The 19,332-nt window shown below is 70.7% G+C and carries 16 protein-coding genes and 2 tRNA genes; 15 read left to right on the forward strand and 3 right to left on the reverse strand.

Annotation, left to right across the window (positions count from 1 at the left end; genetic code table 11):
* Positions 1-82: 82 nt before the first annotated feature.
* The 6 genes from G5C60_RS19545 to G5C60_RS19570 all read left to right on the forward strand — a co-directional run bounded on the left by G5C60_RS19545 (position 83) and on the right by G5C60_RS19570 (position 4,200).
* Positions 83-247: a hypothetical protein gene (locus G5C60_RS19545; RefSeq protein ID WP_165260992.1), complete on the forward strand. Its 165-nt coding sequence runs from the start codon at positions 83-85 to the stop codon at positions 245-247.
* Between the two features lie 47 nt (positions 248-294).
* On the forward strand, positions 295-957 hold the full coding sequence (gene nadD, locus G5C60_RS19550) for a nicotinate-nucleotide adenylyltransferase (protein WP_165260995.1): 663 nt from the start codon (positions 295-297) through the stop codon (positions 955-957).
* 16 nt (positions 958-973) lie between these two features.
* Entirely contained in the window at positions 974-2,722 is a 1,749-nt protein-coding gene (locus G5C60_RS19555; RefSeq protein ID WP_165260998.1) for a LytR C-terminal domain-containing protein, read from the forward strand.
* 81 nt (positions 2,723-2,803) lie between these two features.
* Entirely contained in the window at positions 2,804-3,247 is a 444-nt protein-coding gene (gene rsfS / locus G5C60_RS19560; protein WP_165261000.1) for a ribosome silencing factor, read from the forward strand.
* 65 nt (positions 3,248-3,312) lie between these two features.
* Complete coding sequence (locus G5C60_RS19565) at positions 3,313-3,972, forward strand: histidine phosphatase family protein (RefSeq protein ID WP_165261023.1); 660 nt, start codon at positions 3,313-3,315, stop codon at positions 3,970-3,972.
* Between the two features lie 155 nt (positions 3,973-4,127).
* A tRNA-Ala gene (locus tag G5C60_RS19570) sits at positions 4,128-4,200 on the forward strand.
* Between the two features lie 28 nt (positions 4,201-4,228).
* On the opposite strand, the gene G5C60_RS19575 is transcribed toward G5C60_RS19570, so the two are convergent.
* Entirely contained in the window at positions 4,229-5,119 is an 891-nt protein-coding gene (locus G5C60_RS19575; RefSeq protein WP_165261003.1) for a helix-turn-helix transcriptional regulator, read from the reverse strand.
* 109 nt (positions 5,120-5,228) lie between these two features.
* On the opposite strand from G5C60_RS19575, the gene G5C60_RS19580 reads away from it, so the two are divergent.
* The 4 genes from G5C60_RS19580 to G5C60_RS19595 all read left to right on the forward strand — a co-directional run bounded on the left by G5C60_RS19580 (position 5,229) and on the right by G5C60_RS19595 (position 7,443).
* Positions 5,229-6,698 carry an MFS transporter gene (locus G5C60_RS19580; protein ID WP_165261005.1) on the forward strand — a complete coding sequence of 490 codons (1,470 nt, stop codon included), beginning with the start codon at positions 5,229-5,231 and terminating at the stop codon, positions 6,696-6,698.
* A 69-nt stretch (positions 6,699-6,767) separates the two neighbouring features.
* Entirely contained in the window at positions 6,768-6,941 is a 174-nt protein-coding gene (locus G5C60_RS19585) for a hypothetical protein (RefSeq protein ID WP_165261007.1), read from the forward strand.
* Between the two features lie 3 nt (positions 6,942-6,944).
* Complete coding sequence (locus G5C60_RS19590) at positions 6,945-7,178, forward strand: hypothetical protein (RefSeq protein WP_010986886.1); 234 nt, start codon at positions 6,945-6,947, stop codon at positions 7,176-7,178.
* Between the two features lie 192 nt (positions 7,179-7,370).
* Positions 7,371-7,443: transfer RNA gene (locus tag G5C60_RS19595), tRNA-Ala, on the forward strand.
* Positions 7,444-7,563: 120 nt separating this feature from the next.
* Here G5C60_RS19595 and G5C60_RS19600 read toward each other — a convergent pair.
* Together G5C60_RS19600 and G5C60_RS19605 are read right to left on the reverse strand one after the other, a co-directional pair.
* Positions 7,564-9,192: an NADH-ubiquinone oxidoreductase-F iron-sulfur binding region domain-containing protein gene (locus tag G5C60_RS19600; protein WP_165261009.1), complete on the reverse strand. Its 1,629-nt coding sequence runs from the start codon at positions 9,190-9,192 to the stop codon at positions 7,564-7,566.
* On the reverse strand, positions 9,192-10,577 hold the full coding sequence (locus G5C60_RS19605; protein ID WP_206439719.1) for a ferric reductase-like transmembrane domain-containing protein: 1,386 nt from the start codon (positions 10,575-10,577) through the stop codon (positions 9,192-9,194). Before G5C60_RS19605 ends, G5C60_RS19600 begins: the two co-directional genes overlap by 1 nt.
* Positions 10,578-10,993: 416 nt before the next feature.
* Between G5C60_RS19605 and leuS the strand changes: the two genes are divergently transcribed.
* The 5 genes from leuS to G5C60_RS19630 form a co-directional block, all read left to right on the forward strand.
* Entirely contained in the window at positions 10,994-13,882 is a 2,889-nt protein-coding gene (leuS, locus tag G5C60_RS19610; protein ID WP_165261012.1) for a leucine--tRNA ligase, read from the forward strand.
* Between the two features lie 119 nt (positions 13,883-14,001).
* A complete protein-coding gene (locus G5C60_RS19615; RefSeq protein WP_165261013.1) occupies positions 14,002-14,733 on the forward strand; it encodes a hypothetical protein in 732 nt (243 codons plus the stop codon).
* 90 nt (positions 14,734-14,823) lie between these two features.
* Positions 14,824-15,669, forward strand: a complete 846-nt coding sequence (locus tag G5C60_RS19620; protein ID WP_165261015.1) for a DegV family protein — start codon at positions 14,824-14,826, stop codon at positions 15,667-15,669.
* Positions 15,670-16,368: 699 nt separating this feature from the next.
* Positions 16,369-17,082, forward strand: a complete 714-nt coding sequence (locus G5C60_RS54190) for a ComEA family DNA-binding protein (protein WP_420907390.1) — start codon at positions 16,369-16,371, stop codon at positions 17,080-17,082.
* 140 nt (positions 17,083-17,222) lie between these two features.
* The coding region (locus tag G5C60_RS19630; RefSeq protein WP_241266915.1) for a ComEC/Rec2 family competence protein at positions 17,223-19,332 on the forward strand (2,110 nt) is incomplete at its 3' end.

Here is a 19,332-nt window from a genome sequence, read left to right on the forward strand (position 1 = left end):
TCCGGGCGGCGGCCGACGCTTACGATGGCCGTACGTCTGTATCCCCCTGTACCCCGCCGACACCGGATAGGTCCTGCCGAAGATGAGCTTCCACAGCACCGCTGCCCAGTTGGTCCAGATCGCCGCCGAAGGCGAGGAGCACAGTGGCAACCACGAGAGCCTCAACGCCTACCTGACCGGCGGCGGCGCGCTCTTCATCCTCCTTCTGCTGCTGTGGATCACCACTCGCTTCAACCGGGACCGCTGACGGCTTCGCGCCGGAGCTCGAAGGACGGGCCGGTAGGCTCAGCACGCATGGGAGAGCAGGACATGCCAACCGGCCCGGTGAGCAGTCGGGAGAACAGCCCGGCGGGCGGCCCGTCGAACCCGGGCAAACGCCGCCTCGGCGTCATGGGCGGGACGTTCGACCCGATCCACCACGGCCACCTGGTCGCGGCCAGCGAGGTCGCCGCGCAGTTCCACCTCGACGAGGTGGTGTTCGTGCCGACCGGACAGCCGTGGCAGAAGACCGACCGCAAGGTCTCCGCGGCCGAGGACCGCTATCTGATGACGGTCATCGCGACCGCCGAGAACCCGCAGTTCTCGGTGAGCCGCATCGACATCGACCGGGGCGGCCCGACGTACACCACGGACACGCTGCGCGATCTGCGCGCACTCAATCCCGACACGGACCTCTTCTTCATAACCGGCGCCGACGCGCTCGCCCAGATCCTCACCTGGCGCGATGCCGAAGAGCTGTTCTCCCTCGCGCACTTCATCGGGGTCACCCGGCCCGGTCACGCGCTGACCGACCCGGGACTCCCGGAGGGCGGTGTCTCGCTCGTCGAGGTCCCCGCGCTCGCCATCTCGTCCACGGACTGCCGTGCCAGGGTCGCCAAGGGCGACCCGGTCTGGTATCTGGTGCCGGACGGTGTGGTGCGCTACATCGACAAGCGTGAGCTGTACCGCGGCGAGTGAGCCGAGAGGGGCACCGGTGAACGACCGATACGACGCTGGGTACGGGGGCGACCAGAGTTACGAGCTCGTCGGCTACGACGAGTTCGGCCAGCCTGTGTACCGGCAGGTGTCGCCGCCTTCCCAGGCCCCTCAGGGGTACGACTCCTACGGCTCGCAGCATCAGGGCTACGGCTACGACCCGTACGCGAACGGGCAGCAGCAACCGGCACCGTCGTACGACACCGGTACCGGTCATCAGCAGCCCGTCGCCCCGCACGACCCGTACCACTCGTACGGTTCGTACGACCCCTATGGCGCGGGTGCTTCGGGGGCTTCGGGGGCGGCTCCGGGAGCCGCTCCGACCGCGTACGACCCCTACGGGCAGGCCGCGGGCAGCGGGCAGCAGCCGCGCGTCGCCGAGCAGACCGCCTACATCCCGCAGCAGGCGGGGCCCGCGGAGCGGACGCAGGCCGGGGAGCCAGAGGCCGGGCAGCGGGGTGAACGGGACTACCGCACCGAGCAGTTCACCTTCGTCGAGGAGCCGGACGACGACTCCGAAGACGTCATCGACTGGCTGAACTTCACCGAGAACCGCACCGAGCGGCGCGAGGAGGCCCGGCGCAGGGCCCGCGGCCGCTTCGTCACCCTGGTCGTCGTACTCGCCCTGGTCGCGGTCGGCGGCGCCGGCTACCTCTGGTACGCCGGGAAGCTGCCGGGCACGTCGTCGGAGGCGAAGACCGGCGGTACGACGGCCGCGGGCGCCCAGAACCGTGACGTGATCGTCGTCCATCTGCACAACACCAATGGCGGCGGCACCTCGACGGCACTTCTGGTCAACAACACCACCACCAAGGAGGGCGCGACCGTCCTGGTGCCCAACTCCTTTGCCGTGACGGACAACGACAACGGCACCACGACGACGCTCGCCAAGTCCGTCGACGACGACGGCTCCTCCGGGACGCGCGACGCGATCGACACCGTGCTCGGCACGGACATCGAGGGCACCTGGCGCCTCGACACCCCCTACCTCAACAACCTCGTCGAGCTCGTCGGCAACATCGACATCGACACCAACACGGACGTGCCCGACCCGGAGGCCAAGAAGGGCGAGGCCCCCCTGGTCAACAAGGGTGAGGACCAGACGCTCAGCGGCAAGATGGCCGTCGCGTACGCCACGTACCGCGGCTCCGGGGAGGCGCAGAACGCGCAGCTGGAGCGGTTCGGGCAGGTCATGCAGGGAGTGCTGCGCAAGGTGTCGTCGGATGCGCAGGCCGCGACGACCACCGTGCAGACGCTGGCGCAGATCATCGAGCCGCCCTTGACCGACAAGGACCTGGGCGCCTTCCTCGCCAAGCTCGCGGACCACGCCAAGGGCGGCGACTACAAGACCACGCTGCTGCCGGTCCAGTCGGACGGCAGGCTGAGCGCGAAGGCGAGCGACAGCATCGTCAAGAACGTGCTCGGCGGAACCGCGAAGAGCCCCGAGAAGGACGCGGCCGTCCAGGTCGGCATCCGCAACGCCACCGGCAAGGAGGACGCCACCGAGCAGGCCCGCGTCGTGCTGCTCAACGGCGGCTACACCTTCGTCGACGCCGGCAAGGCCGATGCCGCCCAGTCGGTGTCCCAGATCACATACACCGACGCCGCGAAGAAGGAGGACGCGGTGGAGGTCGCCAAGACGCTGGGGCTGCCGACCAGTTCCGTGAAGAAGGCCAAGGGCGCTTCGAACGCGGATGTGTCGGTGGTGCTGGGGCAGAACTACAAGGCGAGCGGGTCGTCGGGCTGATCGTCTCGGGTGCTGTCGGCGGTCCGTGAGACCCTTGGGGTAACCCTTCGGGGATTCTGACCGCCGACGGAAAGCCTTGTAGTGACCGCCACTGACCGCTCTCTCGAGCTCATCACCACCGCCGCGCAGGCGGCCGCAGACAAGCTCGCGCACGACATCATCGCGTACGACGTCAGCGACGTGCTGTCGATCACGGACGCCTTCCTGCTGGCCTCCGCGCCCAACGACCGCCAGGTCAAGTCGATCGTCGACGAGATCGAGGAGCGGCTGAACAAGGAACTCGACGCCAAGCCGGTGCGCCGCGAGGGCGACCGCGAGGCCCGCTGGGTGCTGCTCGACTACGTCGACATCGTGGTGCACGTCCAGCACAGCGAGGAGCGCGTCTTCTACGCCCTGGAGCGGCTCTGGAAGGACTGCCCGGAGCTCGAGCTGCCCGCCGACGCCAAGGCCACCCGCGGCAAGGCGGCGGAGCACGCCAAGCTCCAGGAGGCGGAGGACGCCGGACTGGGCGGTGAGTGGCGTTGAGCGCAGAGGCGGGGTCTTCGGCCGCGGACGGCGTCGGGTCTTCGGCCGGGACGGACGGCAGGCCGCTGTCCGAGACCGGTAAGAAAGCGGGCCGGGGGCGCCGCGTCATCCTGTGGCGCCACGGACAGACCTCCTGGAACGTGGAGCGCCGCTTCCAGGGCACCACGGACGTCGAGCTCACCGAGATCGGCATCGAGCAGGCCCGCCGCGCCGCCCGGCTGCTCGCCTCCCTGAAGCCCGACGCGATCGTCGCCTCGGACCTGAAGCGGGCGGCCGACACCGCGGGCGAACTGGCCGCCCTCACTGCCCTCGACGTGACGCACGACGAGGGCCTGCGCGAGACGTACGCGGGCGTCTGGCAGGGGCTGACGCACGAGGAGATCATCGGGCGGTACGGCGACGAGTACGCGGCGTGGAAGCGCGGTGAGCCGGTGCGCCGGGGCGGCGGCGAACTGGAGACCGAGGTCGCCGAACGCGCCGCCCCCGTGGTGCTCCGGCACGCCGAGAAGCTGCCCGACGACGGCACACTCGTGGTGGTCAGTCACGGCGGCACCATCCGCACCACCATCGGCCGCCTCCTCGGCCTCGACGCCCACCACTGGGAAAGCCTCGGCGGACTCTCCAACTGCTGCTGGTCCGTCCTCGGCGAGGGCGCCCGCGGCTGGCGCCTCCTGGAGCACAACGCGGGCACGTTGCCGCAGCCGGTCCTGGGAGACGACGACTGACGCGGAGACTGACGGAGACCGACATGGACGACGTCGGCGGTGGGCCTCGTCCCGGTGGGTCTCGGCCCCAGGCGTCCGTAGGGCTGGATTTCACTTTCCGGCTGGTCGCAAGCTAAAGTTCTTCTTGTTCAACCCGCCCGGCGGGGTGAGCGCGAGGGGCTATAGCTCAGTTGGTAGAGCACCTGCATGGCATGCAGGGGGTCAGGAGTTCAAATCTCCTTAGCTCCACAGAGACCGCAAAGACAGAACAGAAGCGCTACCGCGCGAGGATCCCGTTCCCCTCAGGGGAGCGGGATTTTTCGTCGCGCCTCAGGTCCCGCAGGCAGGCCGCGCGCGCCCTCGTCTCCTCGTCGACCGGCCGGTACACCACGATCCGGCACTCGGGCATGCCGTCGACCGACAGGGACATCGACGTCATCCGCAGCTCGCCCACCGTCTTGTGGCGGAACGTCTTCACCCGCGACCCCGGCGGCGCCACATCGCCGCTGCTCCACAGCTCGGCGAAGCGCGGGCTGGCCTGAGACAGCCGGCGTATGAAGTCCTCCCAGGCGGGTTCGCCGACATGTCTGCCGTACGCGGACCGCAACGTCGCCACCATCACGGGCAGCTCGCTGTCCAGGAAGGCCACAGGACAGTCTTCCTCGGGCACCATGAACAGCATCCACAGCGCGTTGTGCAACATCCCTCCGGCGGCGTCTCGCGTCTGCTGTATGAAGAACAGGTCCCGGTAGGCGGGGTTGGTGGCGAGGATGTCGTACCGCGTGTTGTAGACCACCGCCGGCTGCGGATCGAGGGCGTCGATGATCTCCTGGATCTCCGGGCCCACGGCCAGCGCGGTGCTCTCGGGACCGGGCGCGTACGGCACCTCCGCCAGGTGGTACAGATGCTCGCGCTCCGGCTGGTCCAGGCGCAGGGTGCGCGCCACGGCGTCCAGGACCTGCGGCGACGCGTTGATCGGCCGGCCCTGCTCCAGCCACGTGTACCAGGTGACGCCGACCCCCGACAGCTGTGCCACCTCCTCACGGCGCAGCCCCGGGGTGCGGCGGCGCAGACCCGGCGGCATGCCCACGTCGGCCGGTGTCACCCGCGCCCGCCTGCTGCGCAGGAAGGCGGCCAGCTCCGGCCGGCGACGCTGTGCCGTGGTCATCGTCACATCCCCCATCGTCGGCGCCTCACCTGTCCCCTGCCAGGTGCTGTCACTACCAGCATCGGCGGGCTCTCGTTACCCGTACCGGCGTGCGAGCACGCTCGATGCCATGACGACGACAACCCCCGCGGACCCGGATCCCGCAACCGGTCCAAGTCCTGCAACCAGTAAAGACCCTGGCACTGACAATCGCCCCGGACGACTCCTCGCGGTCGTCCTCGCCGCCCAGTTCATGGCCCTGCTCGACGTCTTCATCGTCAATGTCGCGGTGCCCACCATCGGCACCGAACTGAACGCGTCCGGCGCCGAGTTGCAGCTGGTGGTCGCCGGATACGCCATCACGTACTCCGTGTTGCTCATCACAGGCGCCCGCATCGGCGACCGGCTCGGCCATCGGCGGGTCTATCTCGCCGGGCTCACTCTGTTCACGGCGGCCTCGCTGGCCTGCGGACTCGCCCAGGGCACCACCGAGTTGATCGTCTTCCGCCTCGTCCAGGGCGCCGGCTCGGCCGTGATGATCCCGCAGGTGCTCAGCCTGATCCAGCGGAACTTCACCGGAGAAGCACGGGCCAAGGCCCTCGGCGCGTACTCGGCCGTTCTCGCGACCGGCGCCGCCGCCGGACAGGTGCTGGGCGGCGTCCTGGTCAGCGCGGACCTGTTCGGCACCGGCTGGCGGCCGGTGTTCCTGGTGAACGTGCCCGTGGGCCTCGTACTCCTGGCCCTCGGCGCGCGCGTACTGCCGCGCGACGACGTGTCGGCGAGGGAGCGTTCACGCGGCCTCGACCTGCCGGGCCTGCTGCTCCTCGCCGCCGCCGTGTCGCTGCTCACGGTGCCGCTGGTGCTCGGTCAGGAGAAGGACTGGCCACTGTGGTCGTGGCTGTCGCTGGCCGCCGCCGTGGTGTTCTTCGCCGTGTTCTGCGTGTACGAGTCCTGGCTCTCCCGGCGCGGCGGCGCCCCGCTGATCGCGCCCCGGGTGCTGCGGCACCCCGGCATCGGCCTCGCGGTCTTCCGGATCATGGCCGTGATGGCGGTCAACGGCGGTTTCCTGTTCGCCCTCACGTTGCACGTCCAGGGCGGCCTCGACTACAGCGCACTGCGCGCGGGGCTCACCTTCGCGCCGACCGCGGTGGTCTTCGGCGTGGTCGGGCTGACCTGGCGCAACTGGCCCGCTTCCTGGCAACGCGCCCTGATCCCGGCCGGGTTCGCGCTCGCCGCGCTCTCGATGGCCGGGGTGGGCCTGGCACTGCGGGACGGCCGGGAGACGGGCTTCTGGCTGTACGTCGCGTTCGTCGGCGTGGGTGTGGGACTCGCGCTCGGCTTCAGCCCGACCCTCACGCGCGCGTTGGCCACGGTGCGCCCCGAGGACGCGGCGGACGCCAGCGGACTGCTCGCGACGGTCACCCAACTCGGCCAGCTCATCGGTGTCGCGGCGTTCGGCACACTCTTCTTGAACCGACTTGAGTCACTTGGGGCCCCGGAGGCGTATACCTCTTCGGAGGCGCTCCTCGTCTGCACGTTCGCGCTGGCCGGAACAGCCGCCGCGGGCGTCGTGTCCGGACTGGTACGAAGGCGTCGCTGACCGTATTGGTCCGGCCGTGGCAGAATCAAACGGCCGGAAGGGGGCGCGACCCGACGGGAGGGAGTGGCGATGCCTGCGAGCATCCTCGGGGAGGTCGACGACCTCCTCGACGCAGAGGTGATACGGGACAGGACCACCCGCCTCGACTGCCCTTCCTGCGGATCGGCCCACGTCGCCCAAGTCCTCGGCGACAACGGCGGAATCTCCTACGTGTGCACGGCCTGCGGCCACAGCTGGAGCTGATCGATGGGTGCGCACAGGCGAAAGTGCGATTGGTGTGGCAGTGGCACGCCGATCGTCCGCGACATGGAGCCGGTCAACCACGACTACCAGTACTGGTGCGAGGAATGCGCGCGGGCGCTGATCATAAAAGGCGACCCGATCGAGACGTACCGGGAACTGGAGGGCGAGCCGATCTACGGCCGGCTCCTCGACGAGCACTGCACGCTCAAACGGTTCTACTCGTTCGCCACGGCCTGACCGCGATCCGGCTTGCCCTCCTGCCCGTGTCTGCTTGTCCCTGCCTGCCTGCCTGTCCGTGTCGGCCCGTCCGTGCCTGTCGGTGCACTCCGTAAACGATTTGGTGGTGCACCGGGAGGACCGTGTAATGTTGGCGTCGCCGCCGGGAAACCGGCGACGCGGTCAATATGCGGCTCCGCCGCGTGACCGCGAGGGGCTATAGCTCAGTTGGTAGAGCACCTGCATGGCATGCAGGGGGTCAGGAGTTCAAATCTCCTTAGCTCCACACCAGATGAAGGCGGGCCATCCTGATCAGGATGGCCCGCCTTTCGTTTGGCCGGCTTATGAGGCCGGCCGACTTATGGGGGGCGGCCCGGGAGACCGGGCCGCCGGTGGGGGCGTGGTGTCAGCGGCCGCTGCCGAGGGCGCGTCGGCCCCGGCCCTGGCCGCGGCCCTGCGACAGGACGGGCAGGTTGTTGCGGGGCGGGGCGCCGGACGTGTCCTCTTCAAGGCGCAGGGCGAGCGCCGGGCAGCGGCGTACGGCGCGGATGGCCTTCTGCTCCGCGTAGCGGGGCACCTGCCCCTGTGCGACGGTCGGGAAGCCGTCGGCGCCCAGTTCGAAGACCTCCGGGAGGATGTCGGCGCACAGACCGTGTCCCTGGCAGAGCGTCCAGTCGACGTAGATCTTCTGCCGGCTGGGACCTGCCTCCAGCTGCCCCTGGCCGCCCGGGATGCCGGTCGGTTGCTGGCCGCCCTCGAAGAGCGGCAGAACGCCCTCCACGGGCCTGCCGCAGCCGTTGCCGAGGACATGTGCGGCCAGGTCGTCCGTGAACGCCTTGATGGTCGACTCCAGGAACATCGCGGAGCCGTCCGGGTGCGAGCACGCACCGCGTCGCTTCACGGCATGGGCGACCTGCTTCAGCGCTTCCAGAGCGGCGGGACCGCCGCCGTTGAGGATGTCCTCCATGCCGCGCGCCGCGGCGGGCAGACCGAGGTAGCAGGGACCGCACTGTCCCGCGCTCTCCTCGGCCAGCCACTGCGCCACCCGCAGCGACTCGCCCAGCGGGCACGTCTCCTGGCTGATCGGGAGGATCGCGCCCGCGCCGAGCGAACCGCCCACCGCGTCCAGGGAGTTGCGCGAGACGATGGCCTCGTTGACCGTCGCCGCGTCGATCCACTTGCCGTGGTAGCCGCCGGTCAGCACGCCCTGCGGGACCGGCGGCGCGCCGGCGAGCTGGAGCACGTACCGCAGCGGCACACCGGTCGGCATCTCGATCACCATGGGGCGCGCGACCGCGCCGGAGACGGTGACCATGATCGTGCCGGGCTCGTCGTACAGACCGGTGTTGCCGTAGCGCTCGGAGCCGATGCGCGCGGCGATCGCCAGCTGGGCGAACGTCTCGGCGTTGGACAGCAGCGTGGGGGCGCCGCCGACGCCGCTCTGCGAGGCGCTGATCTTGCGGCCAGGCGGGATCGCCGGGCCGCCGTCGATGGAGCGGATCAGCGAGGCGGCCGCCCCGGTCACCATCCGCACCGGATTGCGCTGCACGCGCGCGCGGAGGACCGATCCGCGCCGGTTGCTCAGGCCGCGCTCGGCGAGCGCGGCCTCCATGGACTTCTGGGTGGATTCACGTGTCACCCCGACCACGAGGGTGCGGGCACCGAGGGCCTCCGCGACCAGCAGGGCGCCGTCCAGGATGAGGTGCGGAGCACGGTTGATCAGCACCGTGTCCTTGCGGCAGGCCGGCTCGTCCTCACTGCCGTTGACGACGACCACGGGCCGGACGCCGCGTTTGATCGCGGACTCCGCGACCGACCGCAGCTTCTTGTGGAAGGGGAAGCCCGCTCCGCCGCGGCCCTTCAGGGAAATCCGCTCGGCCAGCAGTGCCAGCTGCTCCCCGCCCATCGGCTCGAGCGGACCGTGCACCTTCAGGTGCATGTCGAGATCGAGTCTTTCGACCAGGTCGAAGCCCGAGGTGAGCTGGGGAAGCCCGACCACGCGGACCTCGGGGACATCGGGCAGAGCGGCGTTCACTAAAAGCCTCCGGAAGGCGCGTTCCAGGGTTCGCCGGAGCTGGGTGCATCGAAAGCACCGGGCAGCGTTTCAGTGGCGGGACCGCTGTCGTACGTGTCATTCGTGTTGTACGTACCGAGGGGGTCGTTCGTCTCACCGGTGTCGTACAAATCACTGGACCCGTACGCAGGGATCGCGCCGGTGTCGTAGGTGGTGCCGTACGCCGGGATGGAGCCGGTGTCATACGTCATGTCGTACGCCGTGCCGTTCGCGGGCGAGCTGTAGGTGGCGTTGTACGTGGTGGGCGCCTCGGTGGGGCGCGGCGGGGCCTCGTACAGCGGCGGGGACGGGGCCGGCCAGCGGGGGGCGTTGTCGTCGACGCGCGGCAGCGACTCCGTGGGCTGCATGTCCATCGGAACCTGCTGCATGCGCTGGGTCGGCTCGGGCTGCCCCAGGGGGTCCTGCACGCGCGGGATGCTGCCGGTGTTGGACACGGCCCGGTAGGCGGCCGCGAAGCCGCCGGTGTCGGTGAGGGCGTTAGACCCGGTGTCCGTGAGGGCGGAGCGCTGCCCGGTGTCGTACAGCGAGGCGTTCGACGGGGACGACGTCCGCTGCTGGGGCACCTTCCCCTGCGGGAAGCCCGGCCGTGAACCGGCGCCCGCCATCGCGGAATCCGCCGTGGCACGGCGTGCCGGAGGCTCCTCGCGGATCGGCCGGTTGCCGGACCCCATCAGGTCCAGGACCCGCCGGGACACCTTCCGCTTGAACGGCAGGGGAGCCGCGCGCAGGGCCAGGGCGCCGCCGACGGCGACGATGGTCAGGCTGTACATGACCGTGACGTAGGTGGCGGCGGGACGCCCGGCGAACAGGCCGTGGACCAGCGCCGAGCACCATGCCGGGTAGGCCAGCATGTGCACCGCGCGCCAGCGCGCGGCGACCTGGACCGGGGACGCGAAGGCGCTGCGCAGGGCGCCGGTGAGGGCCGTGAAGATCATCAGTAGGCCGGCCAGCGAGCCGAAGCCGATGAGCCCTTCGGGGCCGCTGACGCCTCCGCTGAAGGGGATCAGCGCGGCGAGCACCGTCGTGTGGTCGAGCGCGATCTTGGCCGTGATGTGCAGCAGCAGGAAGGCGACCGAGCTCACCGCTGTCGTCCTGTGCACGGCCTGGGCGATCAACCGCTGGCGTGTGTCGAGGAAGACCCGGTCGGTGGCGACGAGCCCCCAGACCACCGAGCAGGTGAGGGCGACGAGCGACAGAACGCCCGCGCCGAAGTTGAGGAAGTCGCGGAATCCGTCACCTCCGACCAGGACGAGCAGGGGTATGAGCAGCAGAGCGGCAGCTGTGATTCCTCCGCGGGCCGACCGGCTCTGGGGGAGCGAGCTGTTGTTCTTGCGGCGAGGGTTCATGGGGGCAACTCCGAACAGTTCGGGAAAGCGGTCCCGCTGCCGCACTCTAGGTCGAGACATACCGAGGGGTACGAGGTTTGAGTTATTGCGTTGTTACCAAGGCGCTTCCAGGGAGCTGTGATGCCCCTTAGAGGCCCTTACGCGAAGTAATCCTTGACCTTTGTTCAGCTTTTGGGGACCGCAACAAGAGTGTGGCACGCCGTGTCGCAGGCCCCCGGAATGCTCGTCGCGGCCCGCTCGGCGGCTGCGGTACCCTGACGCCATGCGTGCCGTACGCCTTCTGCTTAGCGAGCCGCGCTGAACAGTCCCGGCCACCGACGAATCCGTGGCCGGAATCAGCGCGGCGACCCCTCCTGTGCGAGGGGCTTTTTCATTTCCGGCCGCTGGCAGAGACGATCGATGGAGCTTTGAGGATCATGAGCGAGACGAACCCCGCTGCCGCCTCCGAGGTGGTGGCGCCGCACCGCTACACGGCCGCCATGGCCAATGAGATCGAGGCACGCTGGCAGGACTTCTGGGAGGCTCGCGGCACCTATCAGGCGCCCAACCCGAGCGGTGACCTGGCCGGTGACCCGACGCTGGTCGCCAAGCCCAAGAAGTTCATCATGGACATGTTCCCGTACCCCTCCGGTGCGGGTCTGCACGTCGGCCACCCCCTGGGCTACATCGCCACCGATGTGTCCGCCCGGTACCAGCGCATGAGCGGCCACAACGTCCTGCACACCCTGGGCTTCGACGCCTTCGGCCTGCCCGCCGAGCAGTACGCGGTGCAGACCGGCACGCACCCGCGTGTGTCCACCGAGGCCAACATCAAGAACATGCAGGTGCAGCTGCGCCGGCTGGGCCTGGGCCACGACAACCGCCGGTCGTTCGGGACGATCGACCCGGACTACTACAAGTGGACCCAGTGGATCTTCCTGCAGATCTTCAACTCCTGGTACGACGACGAGGCGAAGAAGGCCCGCCCGATCGCCGAGCTGGTCGCCCAGTTCGAGAGCGGTGAGCGGGCCGTACCGAGTGCCGAGGGCCACGCGCGCGCGTGGAGGGACCTGACCGCCGCCGAGCGCGCCGACGTCCTGAGCGAGTTCCGGCTGGCGTACGCCTCCGACGCGCCCGTCAACTGGTGCCCCGGCCTGGGCACCGTCCTGGCGAACGAGGAGGTGACCGCGGACGGCCGCTCCGAGCGCGGCAACTTCCCCGTCTTCAAGGCCAAGCTGCGCCAGTGGAACATGCGCATCACCGCGTACGCCGACCGGCTGCTGGACGGCCTGAACGCGCTGGACTGGCCCGAGGCCATCAAGCTGCAGCAGCGCAACTGGATCGGCCGCTCCGAGGGCGCCCGTGTCGACTTCCCGATCGACGGCGAGGTCATCACGGTCTTCACCACGCGCCAGGACACCCTGTTCGGCGCGACCTACATGGTTCTGGCGCCCGAGCACCCGCTGGTCGAGAAGTTCATCCCGGCCGCCTGGCCCGAGGGCACCCACGAGGTGTGGACCGGCGGCCACGCCACGCCCGCCGAAGCCGTCGCCGCCTACCGTGCCCAGGCCGCCTCGAAGTCCGACGTCGAGCGCCAGGCCGAGGCCAAGGACAAGACCGGCGTCTTCACCGGCTCGTACGCCACCAACCCGGTCAGCGGCCAGCAGGTCCCCGTCTTCATCGCGGACTACGTGCTGATGGGCTACGGCACCGGCGCGATCATGGCCGTGCCGGCGCACGACACACGCGACTTCGCGTTCGCGCGCGCCTTCGAGCTGCCGATGCGCTGCGTGGTCGAACCCTCCGACGACCGCGGTACGGATCCCACTACGTGGGACGACGCGTTCGTCTCGTACGACGCGAAACTGGTCAACTCCTCGAGTGACGAGGTCTCCCTGGACGGCCTGGGCGTCGTCGAGGCCAAGGCGCGCATCACCGAGTGGCTGGAGCGCAAGGGCATCGGCGCGGGCACCGTCAACTTCCGTCTGCGCGACTGGCTGTTCAGCCGCCAGCGCTACTGGGGCGAGCCCTTCCCGATCGTCTACGACGAGGAGGGCGTCGCCCACCCGCTGCCCGAGTCGATGCTGCCCCTGGAGCTGCCGGAGGTCGACGACTACTCGCCGCGCACCTTCGACCCGGACGACGCGAACACGTCCCCGGAGACCCCGCTGTCCCGCAACGAGGACTGGGTCGCCGTCACGCTGGACCTGGGCGACGGCCGGGGCATGCGGAAGTACCGCCGCGAGACCAACACCATGCCCAACTGGGCCGGTTCCTGCTGGTACGAGCTGCGCTACCTGGACCCGCACAACTCCGAGAAGCTGGTCGACCCGGAGAACGAGCGGTACTGGATGGGCCCGCGCGACGGCATGCCGCACGGGGGCGTCGACCTGTACGTGGGCGGCGCGGAGCACGCTGTACTGCACCTGCTGTACGCGCGCTTCTGGTCCAAGGTCCTGTACGACCTGGGCCACATCTCGTCGGCCGAGCCGTTCCACAAGCTGTACAACCAGGGCATGATCCAGGCCTACGTCTACCGCGACAGCCGGGGCATCGCAGTGCCCGCCGCGGAGGTCGAGGAGCGCGACGGCGGGTACTACTACGAAGGCGAGAAGGTCACCCGGCTGCTGGGCAAGATGGGCAAGTCCCTGAAGAACGCGGTCACTCCGGACGAGATCTGCGACGAGTACGGGGCGGACACGCTGCGCCTGTACGAGATGGCGATGGGCCCCCTGGACGTGTCGCGGCCGTGGGACACGCGCGCGGTGGTGGGTCAGTTCCGGCTGCTGCAGCGGCTGTGGCGCAACGTCGTGGACGAGGCCACCGGTGCGGTGACGGTCGTGGACACCGAGCCGGACGAGGACACGCTGCGTGCCCTGCACAAGGCGATCGACGGCGTACGCCATGACCTGGAGGGCATGCGCTTCAACACCGCCATCGCCAAGGTCACCGAGCTGAACAACCACCTGACCAAGGCTGGGGGGCCGCTGCCGCGGTCGGTCGCCGAGTCCCTGGTGCTGCTGGTCGCGCCGCTGGCCCCGCACATCGCCGAGGAGCTGTGGCGCAAGCTGGGGCACACGGACTCGGTCGTCCACCAGGACTTCCCGGTCGCCGACCCGGCGTACGTCGTGGACGAGACCGTGACCTGCGTGGTGCAGGTCAAGGGCAAGGTCAAGGCGCGCCTGGAGGTGTCCCCGTCGATCTCCGACGAGGAGCTGGAGAAGGCGGCGCTGAGCGACGAGAAGGTCGTCGCGGCGCTGGACGGCGCGGGGATCCGCAAGGTGATCGTGCGGGCACCGAAGCTGGTGAACATCGTTCCTGCGTAACGCGGTCGGGGTAGTCCCCTACGGGCAGGTTGGGGGTTCCGCCGGAACCCCTGGCCTGCCTCTTCCGTTTACCGTGGAAGAGATCGCATGCACTGCAAGCAGGACCCGAGAGGAGCGTCATGGAAGCCGTGGTCGCAATCGTGGCGCTGATCTTCGTGCTGTTCCTGGCCCTGGGGGCGTATGCGACGGTGAAGGTGGTCGGCGCCGCCAAGCGCGGAGTGGACCGCACCGTCGCGCAGGCCCGCCGCACGGTGGAGGACTCCACACTCAGGGCGAAGACCCTCGCGCAGCCGGGAGCGTTCGGCGAGCTCGCCCGACTGCGGCTCTCCCTGCGTACGTCGATGCGAGCCACCCAGGACGCGCTGCACGCGGGCGTGGGCGAGGACGAGTCACTGAAGGAGTCCCTGGCACTCTTCCAGCGACTCAGCGCGCACGGCCACGAACTGGACGCGGAGCTGAAGCGACTGGAGCGTGAGCCGAACAGGGCCCGCCTCGTCGAGCAGCTGCCGGAGCTGAGGGAGCGTACGGAGCAGATCACGAAGTCGGCCGACGCCTTGCGGTGGGCGGCGCGTGACCGGGCCCGGCGGTTCGCGGGCGACGACCTGGACTCGCTGAGCCAGCAGATCGACATGGAGGCGGGCGCGCTGCGGCACTGGACGACGGAGCCGGCGCCCGCGCAGTCGCCGCCCCCGTGGCCGGAGGCACCGGCCGCCGCGGGCGACCAGCAGACCTGGCCGGACACCTCGGAGTCCCGCACCGCCGAGGAGCCCACCCGGCCCGCCATCACCCCGCCCGCACGGCGGCCCACCTACCCGTGGGAGAAGAAACCCCGTCCCGAGAGCACGACTTGATCCGGGAGCACGACGTGATCCGGCCGGTCCAGGCGCGGGTGGCACGGGCCGGGCTGCCGCCCGCGCGTTCCTGCGGGTAATCTCCAGCTCATGTCCCGCCATGTCGCGATCGTCACCGATTCAACGGCCTACCTGCCGCCGCGGACGATGGAGCGCCACGGCATCACCACGGTGCCCCTGACCGTGGTCCTCGGCGACCAGGCGCTCGAAGAGGGCACCGAGATCTCGGCCCGCTCGCTGGCGCTGGCACTGCAGAAGCGACGGCCCGTCACCACGTCCCGGCCCAGCCCTCAGGTCTTCGCCGAGACCTACCGCAAGGTCGCCGAGTCGGGCGCCACCGGCATCGTCTCGCTGCATCTGTCCGCCGAGTTCTCGGGCACGTACGACGCGGCGGTGCTCGCGTCGCGCGAGGCGCCGGTGCCCGTACGGGTGGTGGACACCGGGATGGTCGCCATGGCCCTCGGCTTCTGTGCCCTGGCCGCGGCCGAGTCCGCGGAGGCGGACGGAACGATCGACGAGGCGGTGACCGCGGCGGAGAAGCGGGCCGCGGGCACATCCACGTACTTCTACGTCGACACGCTGGACTATCTGCGCCGGGGCGGCCGGATCGGGGCGGCGCAGGCCCTGTTCGGGTCCGCGCTGGCCGTGAAACCGCTGCTGCAGCTGGACGGCGGGCGGATCGAACTGCTGGAGAAGGTGCGGACCGCGTCCAAGGCGATCGCCCGCCTCGAGGAGATCGTGGCGGGGCGGGCGGGCAGCGCGCAGGTCGACATCGCGGTCCATCATCTCGCCGCGCCTGAACGGGCGTCGGCGCTTGCGGAGCGGTTGCGAGCTCGGGTACCGGGGCTGGCCGATCTGCATGTGAGTGAGGTCGGAGCGGTCATCGGGGCACATACCGGGCCCGGGTTGCTGGGGGCTGTGGTTTCGCCTCGGTGAGGTTTTTCACGGTGATCCCGGTGGGGGAGTCTCGTGAGGGCGACGGAGTTATCCACAACTGGGCGGTAATCCCCGGGAATTGAGCAAGATCATCGCGGTAGTGCCGTGGTGCCCGATTCTCGTGGCATGGCACTTCGATCACCTTCACGGACAGCGACAGCCACCAGCGGCCCGGGCCGCGGCCCCGTCTCCGACGGCCGCACCCGGCACCGCCGCCGCACTTACCCGGGCAGGGCCCGACGCCGCCAGGCCTCGGCGGAGTCGCTCCGCCTGCGCGCGGAGGCAATCTTCGCGGAACGGGCGAGAGCGCGGCGGGAGTTGGGGCATGAGGGGCCTGGAGGACGCAGACCGCCGGTGGCGCCGGACGAGGACCTTGCCGGCACCGGGGCGCGCAGGGCGGGAGTCGTTCTCGGCGCCGATTTGGCCGGTATGGGGACGGGGACGGACCTTGGCGCTCGTTCAGTTGTCAGTGCCGGGACGGGTGCGGCTTATCGGGTTGGCGTTGTGCATGGACGACCCGAAGCTGCCCCGGGAACAGGTGTGGCCCATCGGGACGGGTCAGTTGGCGGTGGCGTGGTTGGGGCCGCGGAAGCCGACGCAGGCGGGAGTGGGGCCGGGGCTGGCGCTGCTGGGGCTGGGCCTGGCGCTGGGGCTGGAGCCGCGTGGCGAGAGCGAGTTGGGCTTGCCGTGCGGGAGCGGATGCCGTTGTGGCTCCAGTCCAGGTGCGGGCTGGAGCGGAAGAGCGTGGTCGCGCTCTCGGTGTTGCTCCTGGTGGCCGCCCTCTTCGCTGTGCAGCACTTCTGGTCCGGCCGGACCCAGCCGGTGCGGGCGCCGGAGGTGGTGCGGGCGGCACCCTCGGCTCCGTACGAGGAAGCGGCGGTGGCGCCGGGGTCCTCCGCAGCCGCGCGCGACCCCGTGGGCGCGGCCGGCACCGCGATCGTGGTGGACGTCAGCGGCAAGGTGCGTGAGCCGGGTATCCACCGGCTGCCCGCCGGTTCCCGGGTCGCCGACGCGCTGCGGGCCGCCGGAGGGGTGCGCCCCGGCACCGACACCGCGGGGCTGAACCGCGCGCGACTGCTCGTGGACGGCGAGCAGGTGGTGGTCGGTGCTCCGCCGGTCGCGGCGGGGTCTGCCGTGGCCGGAGGCACAGGAGCTACGGGAGGCGGCGCCACAGGAACCACGGGCGCCGTGGGTTCCGGCGGAGCCGCCGCCGGGGCGGCCGCTCCGGTCGCTCTCAACACGGCCACCCTGGAGCAGCTCGACACGCTGCCGGGCGTCGGCCCCGTGCTCGCCCAGCACATCATCGACTACCGCACCCAGCACGGCGGCTTCCGCTCGGTCGACGAACTCCGAGAGGTGAACGGCATCGGTGACCGTCGTTTCGCCGATCTGCAGAATCTCGTACGACCATGAGGGGCCCGGAGGTTCATGGTCCCGCCGGTCCGGAGGCATCGCTGCGGATCCCCTCGGCACCGGCCGTCCCTGATCCAGCCGTCCACGACCCAGCCGCCCCTGCCCCAACCGTCCACGAGCCCGCCGCGCCCGACCAGGTGATGCCCAGCGTCGGAAGGCACGACCGCGTAGCCGTGCACGCCGCCTCCGGGAATCCGCTCGGCGCCGCGCGTCCTCGCCAGGAGGGGCCGACAGACCTGCGGCTGGTGCCGCCCGCCCTGGCGGCATGGGCGACGGCGGCACTGACGCTGGACGCGTCGACGGGGTGGATCACCGGTGTGGTGGCTGTCTGCCTGGTCGCGGCCGGTGCGTTTCTGGTCGCCGGCCGAAACCGCTTGCGCGCCGAGTCCGAGCGCCGCCGCGGGCGACGGGTCCTGTGGCGCACCTGGCCGAAGGCCTCCGTCGCCGCCGTGCTGCTCTGCGTGGCGGCAGCGGCTGCCTCCGGCGGGCTGCACGGGGCGGACCTGCGCCGTGGCCCCGTCCCGGAGTTGGCGCGACAGTACGCCGAGGTGACCGCCGACGTGGAGGTCACCTCGGACCCACGGCTCACCCGCCCCCGGATCAGAGGAGCCCACGCCGCCCCGACCGCCGTGCTGCTCAACGCCGAGGTCCGACGCATCGAGCAGCCGGACGGGACGGCGACGGCGACACGGACACCGGTGCTGGTGATCGTGACGGCGGGCTCGGGGACGGCACGCGAGACGCGGACCTCGCCCTGGCTCTCCCTCCTGCCCTCCACGAAGGTGCGCGTGGCGGCGCGAGTCGTGCCCGCGCTGAGGGACGGTGGGCGGATCGCGGCCGTGTTGCGGGTGCAGGGCAGCAGGCCGCCCCGGGTGGTGGGGGAGCCGTCTGGGGCGCAGCGGTTCGCGGGGGAGTTGCGTGCCGGGTTGCGGGAGGCGACCGAGGGGCTGGAGCCGGACGCACGGGCCTTGCTGCCGGGTCTTGTGGTCGGGGACACCTCGCGGATCACGCCGGAGCTGGACGAGGCGTTCAAGGCGACCGATCTCACACACCTCCTGGCGGTCAGTGGGGCGAACTTCACGATCGTGCTCGCCCTGCTCATCGGACCGCCGGGCCGTGCGCAGCACGCCGAGAGACGAGGACTCGCCCCCCGGCTCGGTATTCCACTGCGGGCGACCGCCGTGCTCGGCGGCGCGCTCACGCTCGGCTTCGTCATCGTGTGCAGGCCGGACCCGAGCGTGCTGCGGGCCGCGGCCTGTGGAGCGATCGCGCTGCTGGCCATCGCCACCGGCCGCCGCCGGTCCCTGATTCCGGCGCTGGCCTCGGCGGTTCTGCTGCTGGTGCTGTACGACCCCTGGCTGTCACGGAGTTACGGCTTCCTGCTCTCGGTACTCGCGACCGGCGCCCTGCTCACGCTGGCCCCGAGGTGGAGCACCGCGCTCCAGAGGCGCGGGGTCTCTCCGCGGCCGGCAGAGGTGCTGGCCGCCGCGGGAGCCGCGCAGGCCGTGTGCGCGCCCGTTGTCGCCGTTCTCTCGGCGCGGGTGAGCCTGGTGGCGGTGCCGTGCAATCTGCTCGCGGAGTTCGCGGTCGCGCCGGCCACGGTGCTGGGCTTCGCGACGCTGGCCACGGCATCGTGGGCGATGCCCGTCGCCAAAGCGCTGGCGTGGTGCGCGAGTTGGCCCGCGGGATGGATCGCGGACATCGCCCGCGCCGGAGCCGCCCTGCCCGGTGCGGGAGTGGACTGGCCGGACAGTTGGCCGGGGGCGCTGCTGCTCGTGTGCGTGACCGTGGTCGTCGTCCTCGCCGGGCGGAGGCTCCTGGGGCACCCTTGGCTGAGCGGTGCCTGCGGAGTGCTGCTCCTGCTCGTGCTGGTGCAGCCGGCGCCCCTCACGCGGGTGATCACGGGGTGGCCGCCGCCGGGGTGGCGGTTCGCGATGTGCGACGTGGGACAGGGCGACGCGATGGTGCTCGCGGCGGGCGGCGGCACCGGTGTGGTCGTCGACGCGGGACCCGACCCGGTCCTGATCGACAGATGCCTGCGCGTGCTCGGCATCACCAGCATCCCTCTCGTCGTGCTGACCCACTTCCACGCGGACCATGTGGCGGGACTGCCGGGTGTGCTGCGCGGGCGTTCGGTGGGCGCGATCGAGACGACGGGCTTCGAAGAGCCGCTGGACCAGGCGGAGTTCGTGCACCGGCAGGCGGCGGCCCGGCGTATCCCGGTGACCCGGGCGGTGGCGGGGGAGCGGC

Origin of the sequence: Streptomyces scabichelini (assembly GCF_011045015.1) — a bacterium.
Classification (GTDB): Bacteria; Actinomycetota; Actinomycetes; order Streptomycetales; family Streptomycetaceae; genus Streptomyces; species Streptomyces scabichelini.

Coding starts and splice junctions, on each gene's coding strand:
- G5C60_RS19545 (WP_165260992.1), top strand. CDS start 83: ATGAGCTTCCACAGCACCGCTGCCCAGTTGGTCCAGATCGCCGCCGAA.
- nadD (WP_165260995.1), top strand. CDS start 295: ATGGGAGAGCAGGACATGCCAACCGGCCCGGTGAGCAGTCGGGAGAAC.
- G5C60_RS19575 (WP_165261003.1), bottom strand. CDS start 5,119: ATGACCACGGCACAGCGTCGCCGGCCGGAGCTGGCCGCCTTCCTGCGC.
- G5C60_RS19580 (WP_165261005.1), top strand. CDS start 5,229: ATGACGACGACAACCCCCGCGGACCCGGATCCCGCAACCGGTCCAAGT.
- G5C60_RS19585 (WP_165261007.1), top strand. CDS start 6,768: ATGCCTGCGAGCATCCTCGGGGAGGTCGACGACCTCCTCGACGCAGAG.
- G5C60_RS19590 (WP_010986886.1), top strand. CDS start 6,945: ATGGGTGCGCACAGGCGAAAGTGCGATTGGTGTGGCAGTGGCACGCCG.
- G5C60_RS19605 (WP_206439719.1), bottom strand. CDS start 10,577: ATGAACCCTCGCCGCAAGAACAACAGCTCGCTCCCCCAGAGCCGGTCG.
- leuS (WP_165261012.1), top strand. CDS start 10,994: ATGAGCGAGACGAACCCCGCTGCCGCCTCCGAGGTGGTGGCGCCGCAC.
- G5C60_RS19615 (WP_165261013.1), top strand. CDS start 14,002: ATGGAAGCCGTGGTCGCAATCGTGGCGCTGATCTTCGTGCTGTTCCTG.
- G5C60_RS19620 (WP_165261015.1), top strand. CDS start 14,824: ATGTCCCGCCATGTCGCGATCGTCACCGATTCAACGGCCTACCTGCCG.
- G5C60_RS54190 (WP_420907390.1), top strand. CDS start 16,369: ATGCCGTTGTGGCTCCAGTCCAGGTGCGGGCTGGAGCGGAAGAGCGTG.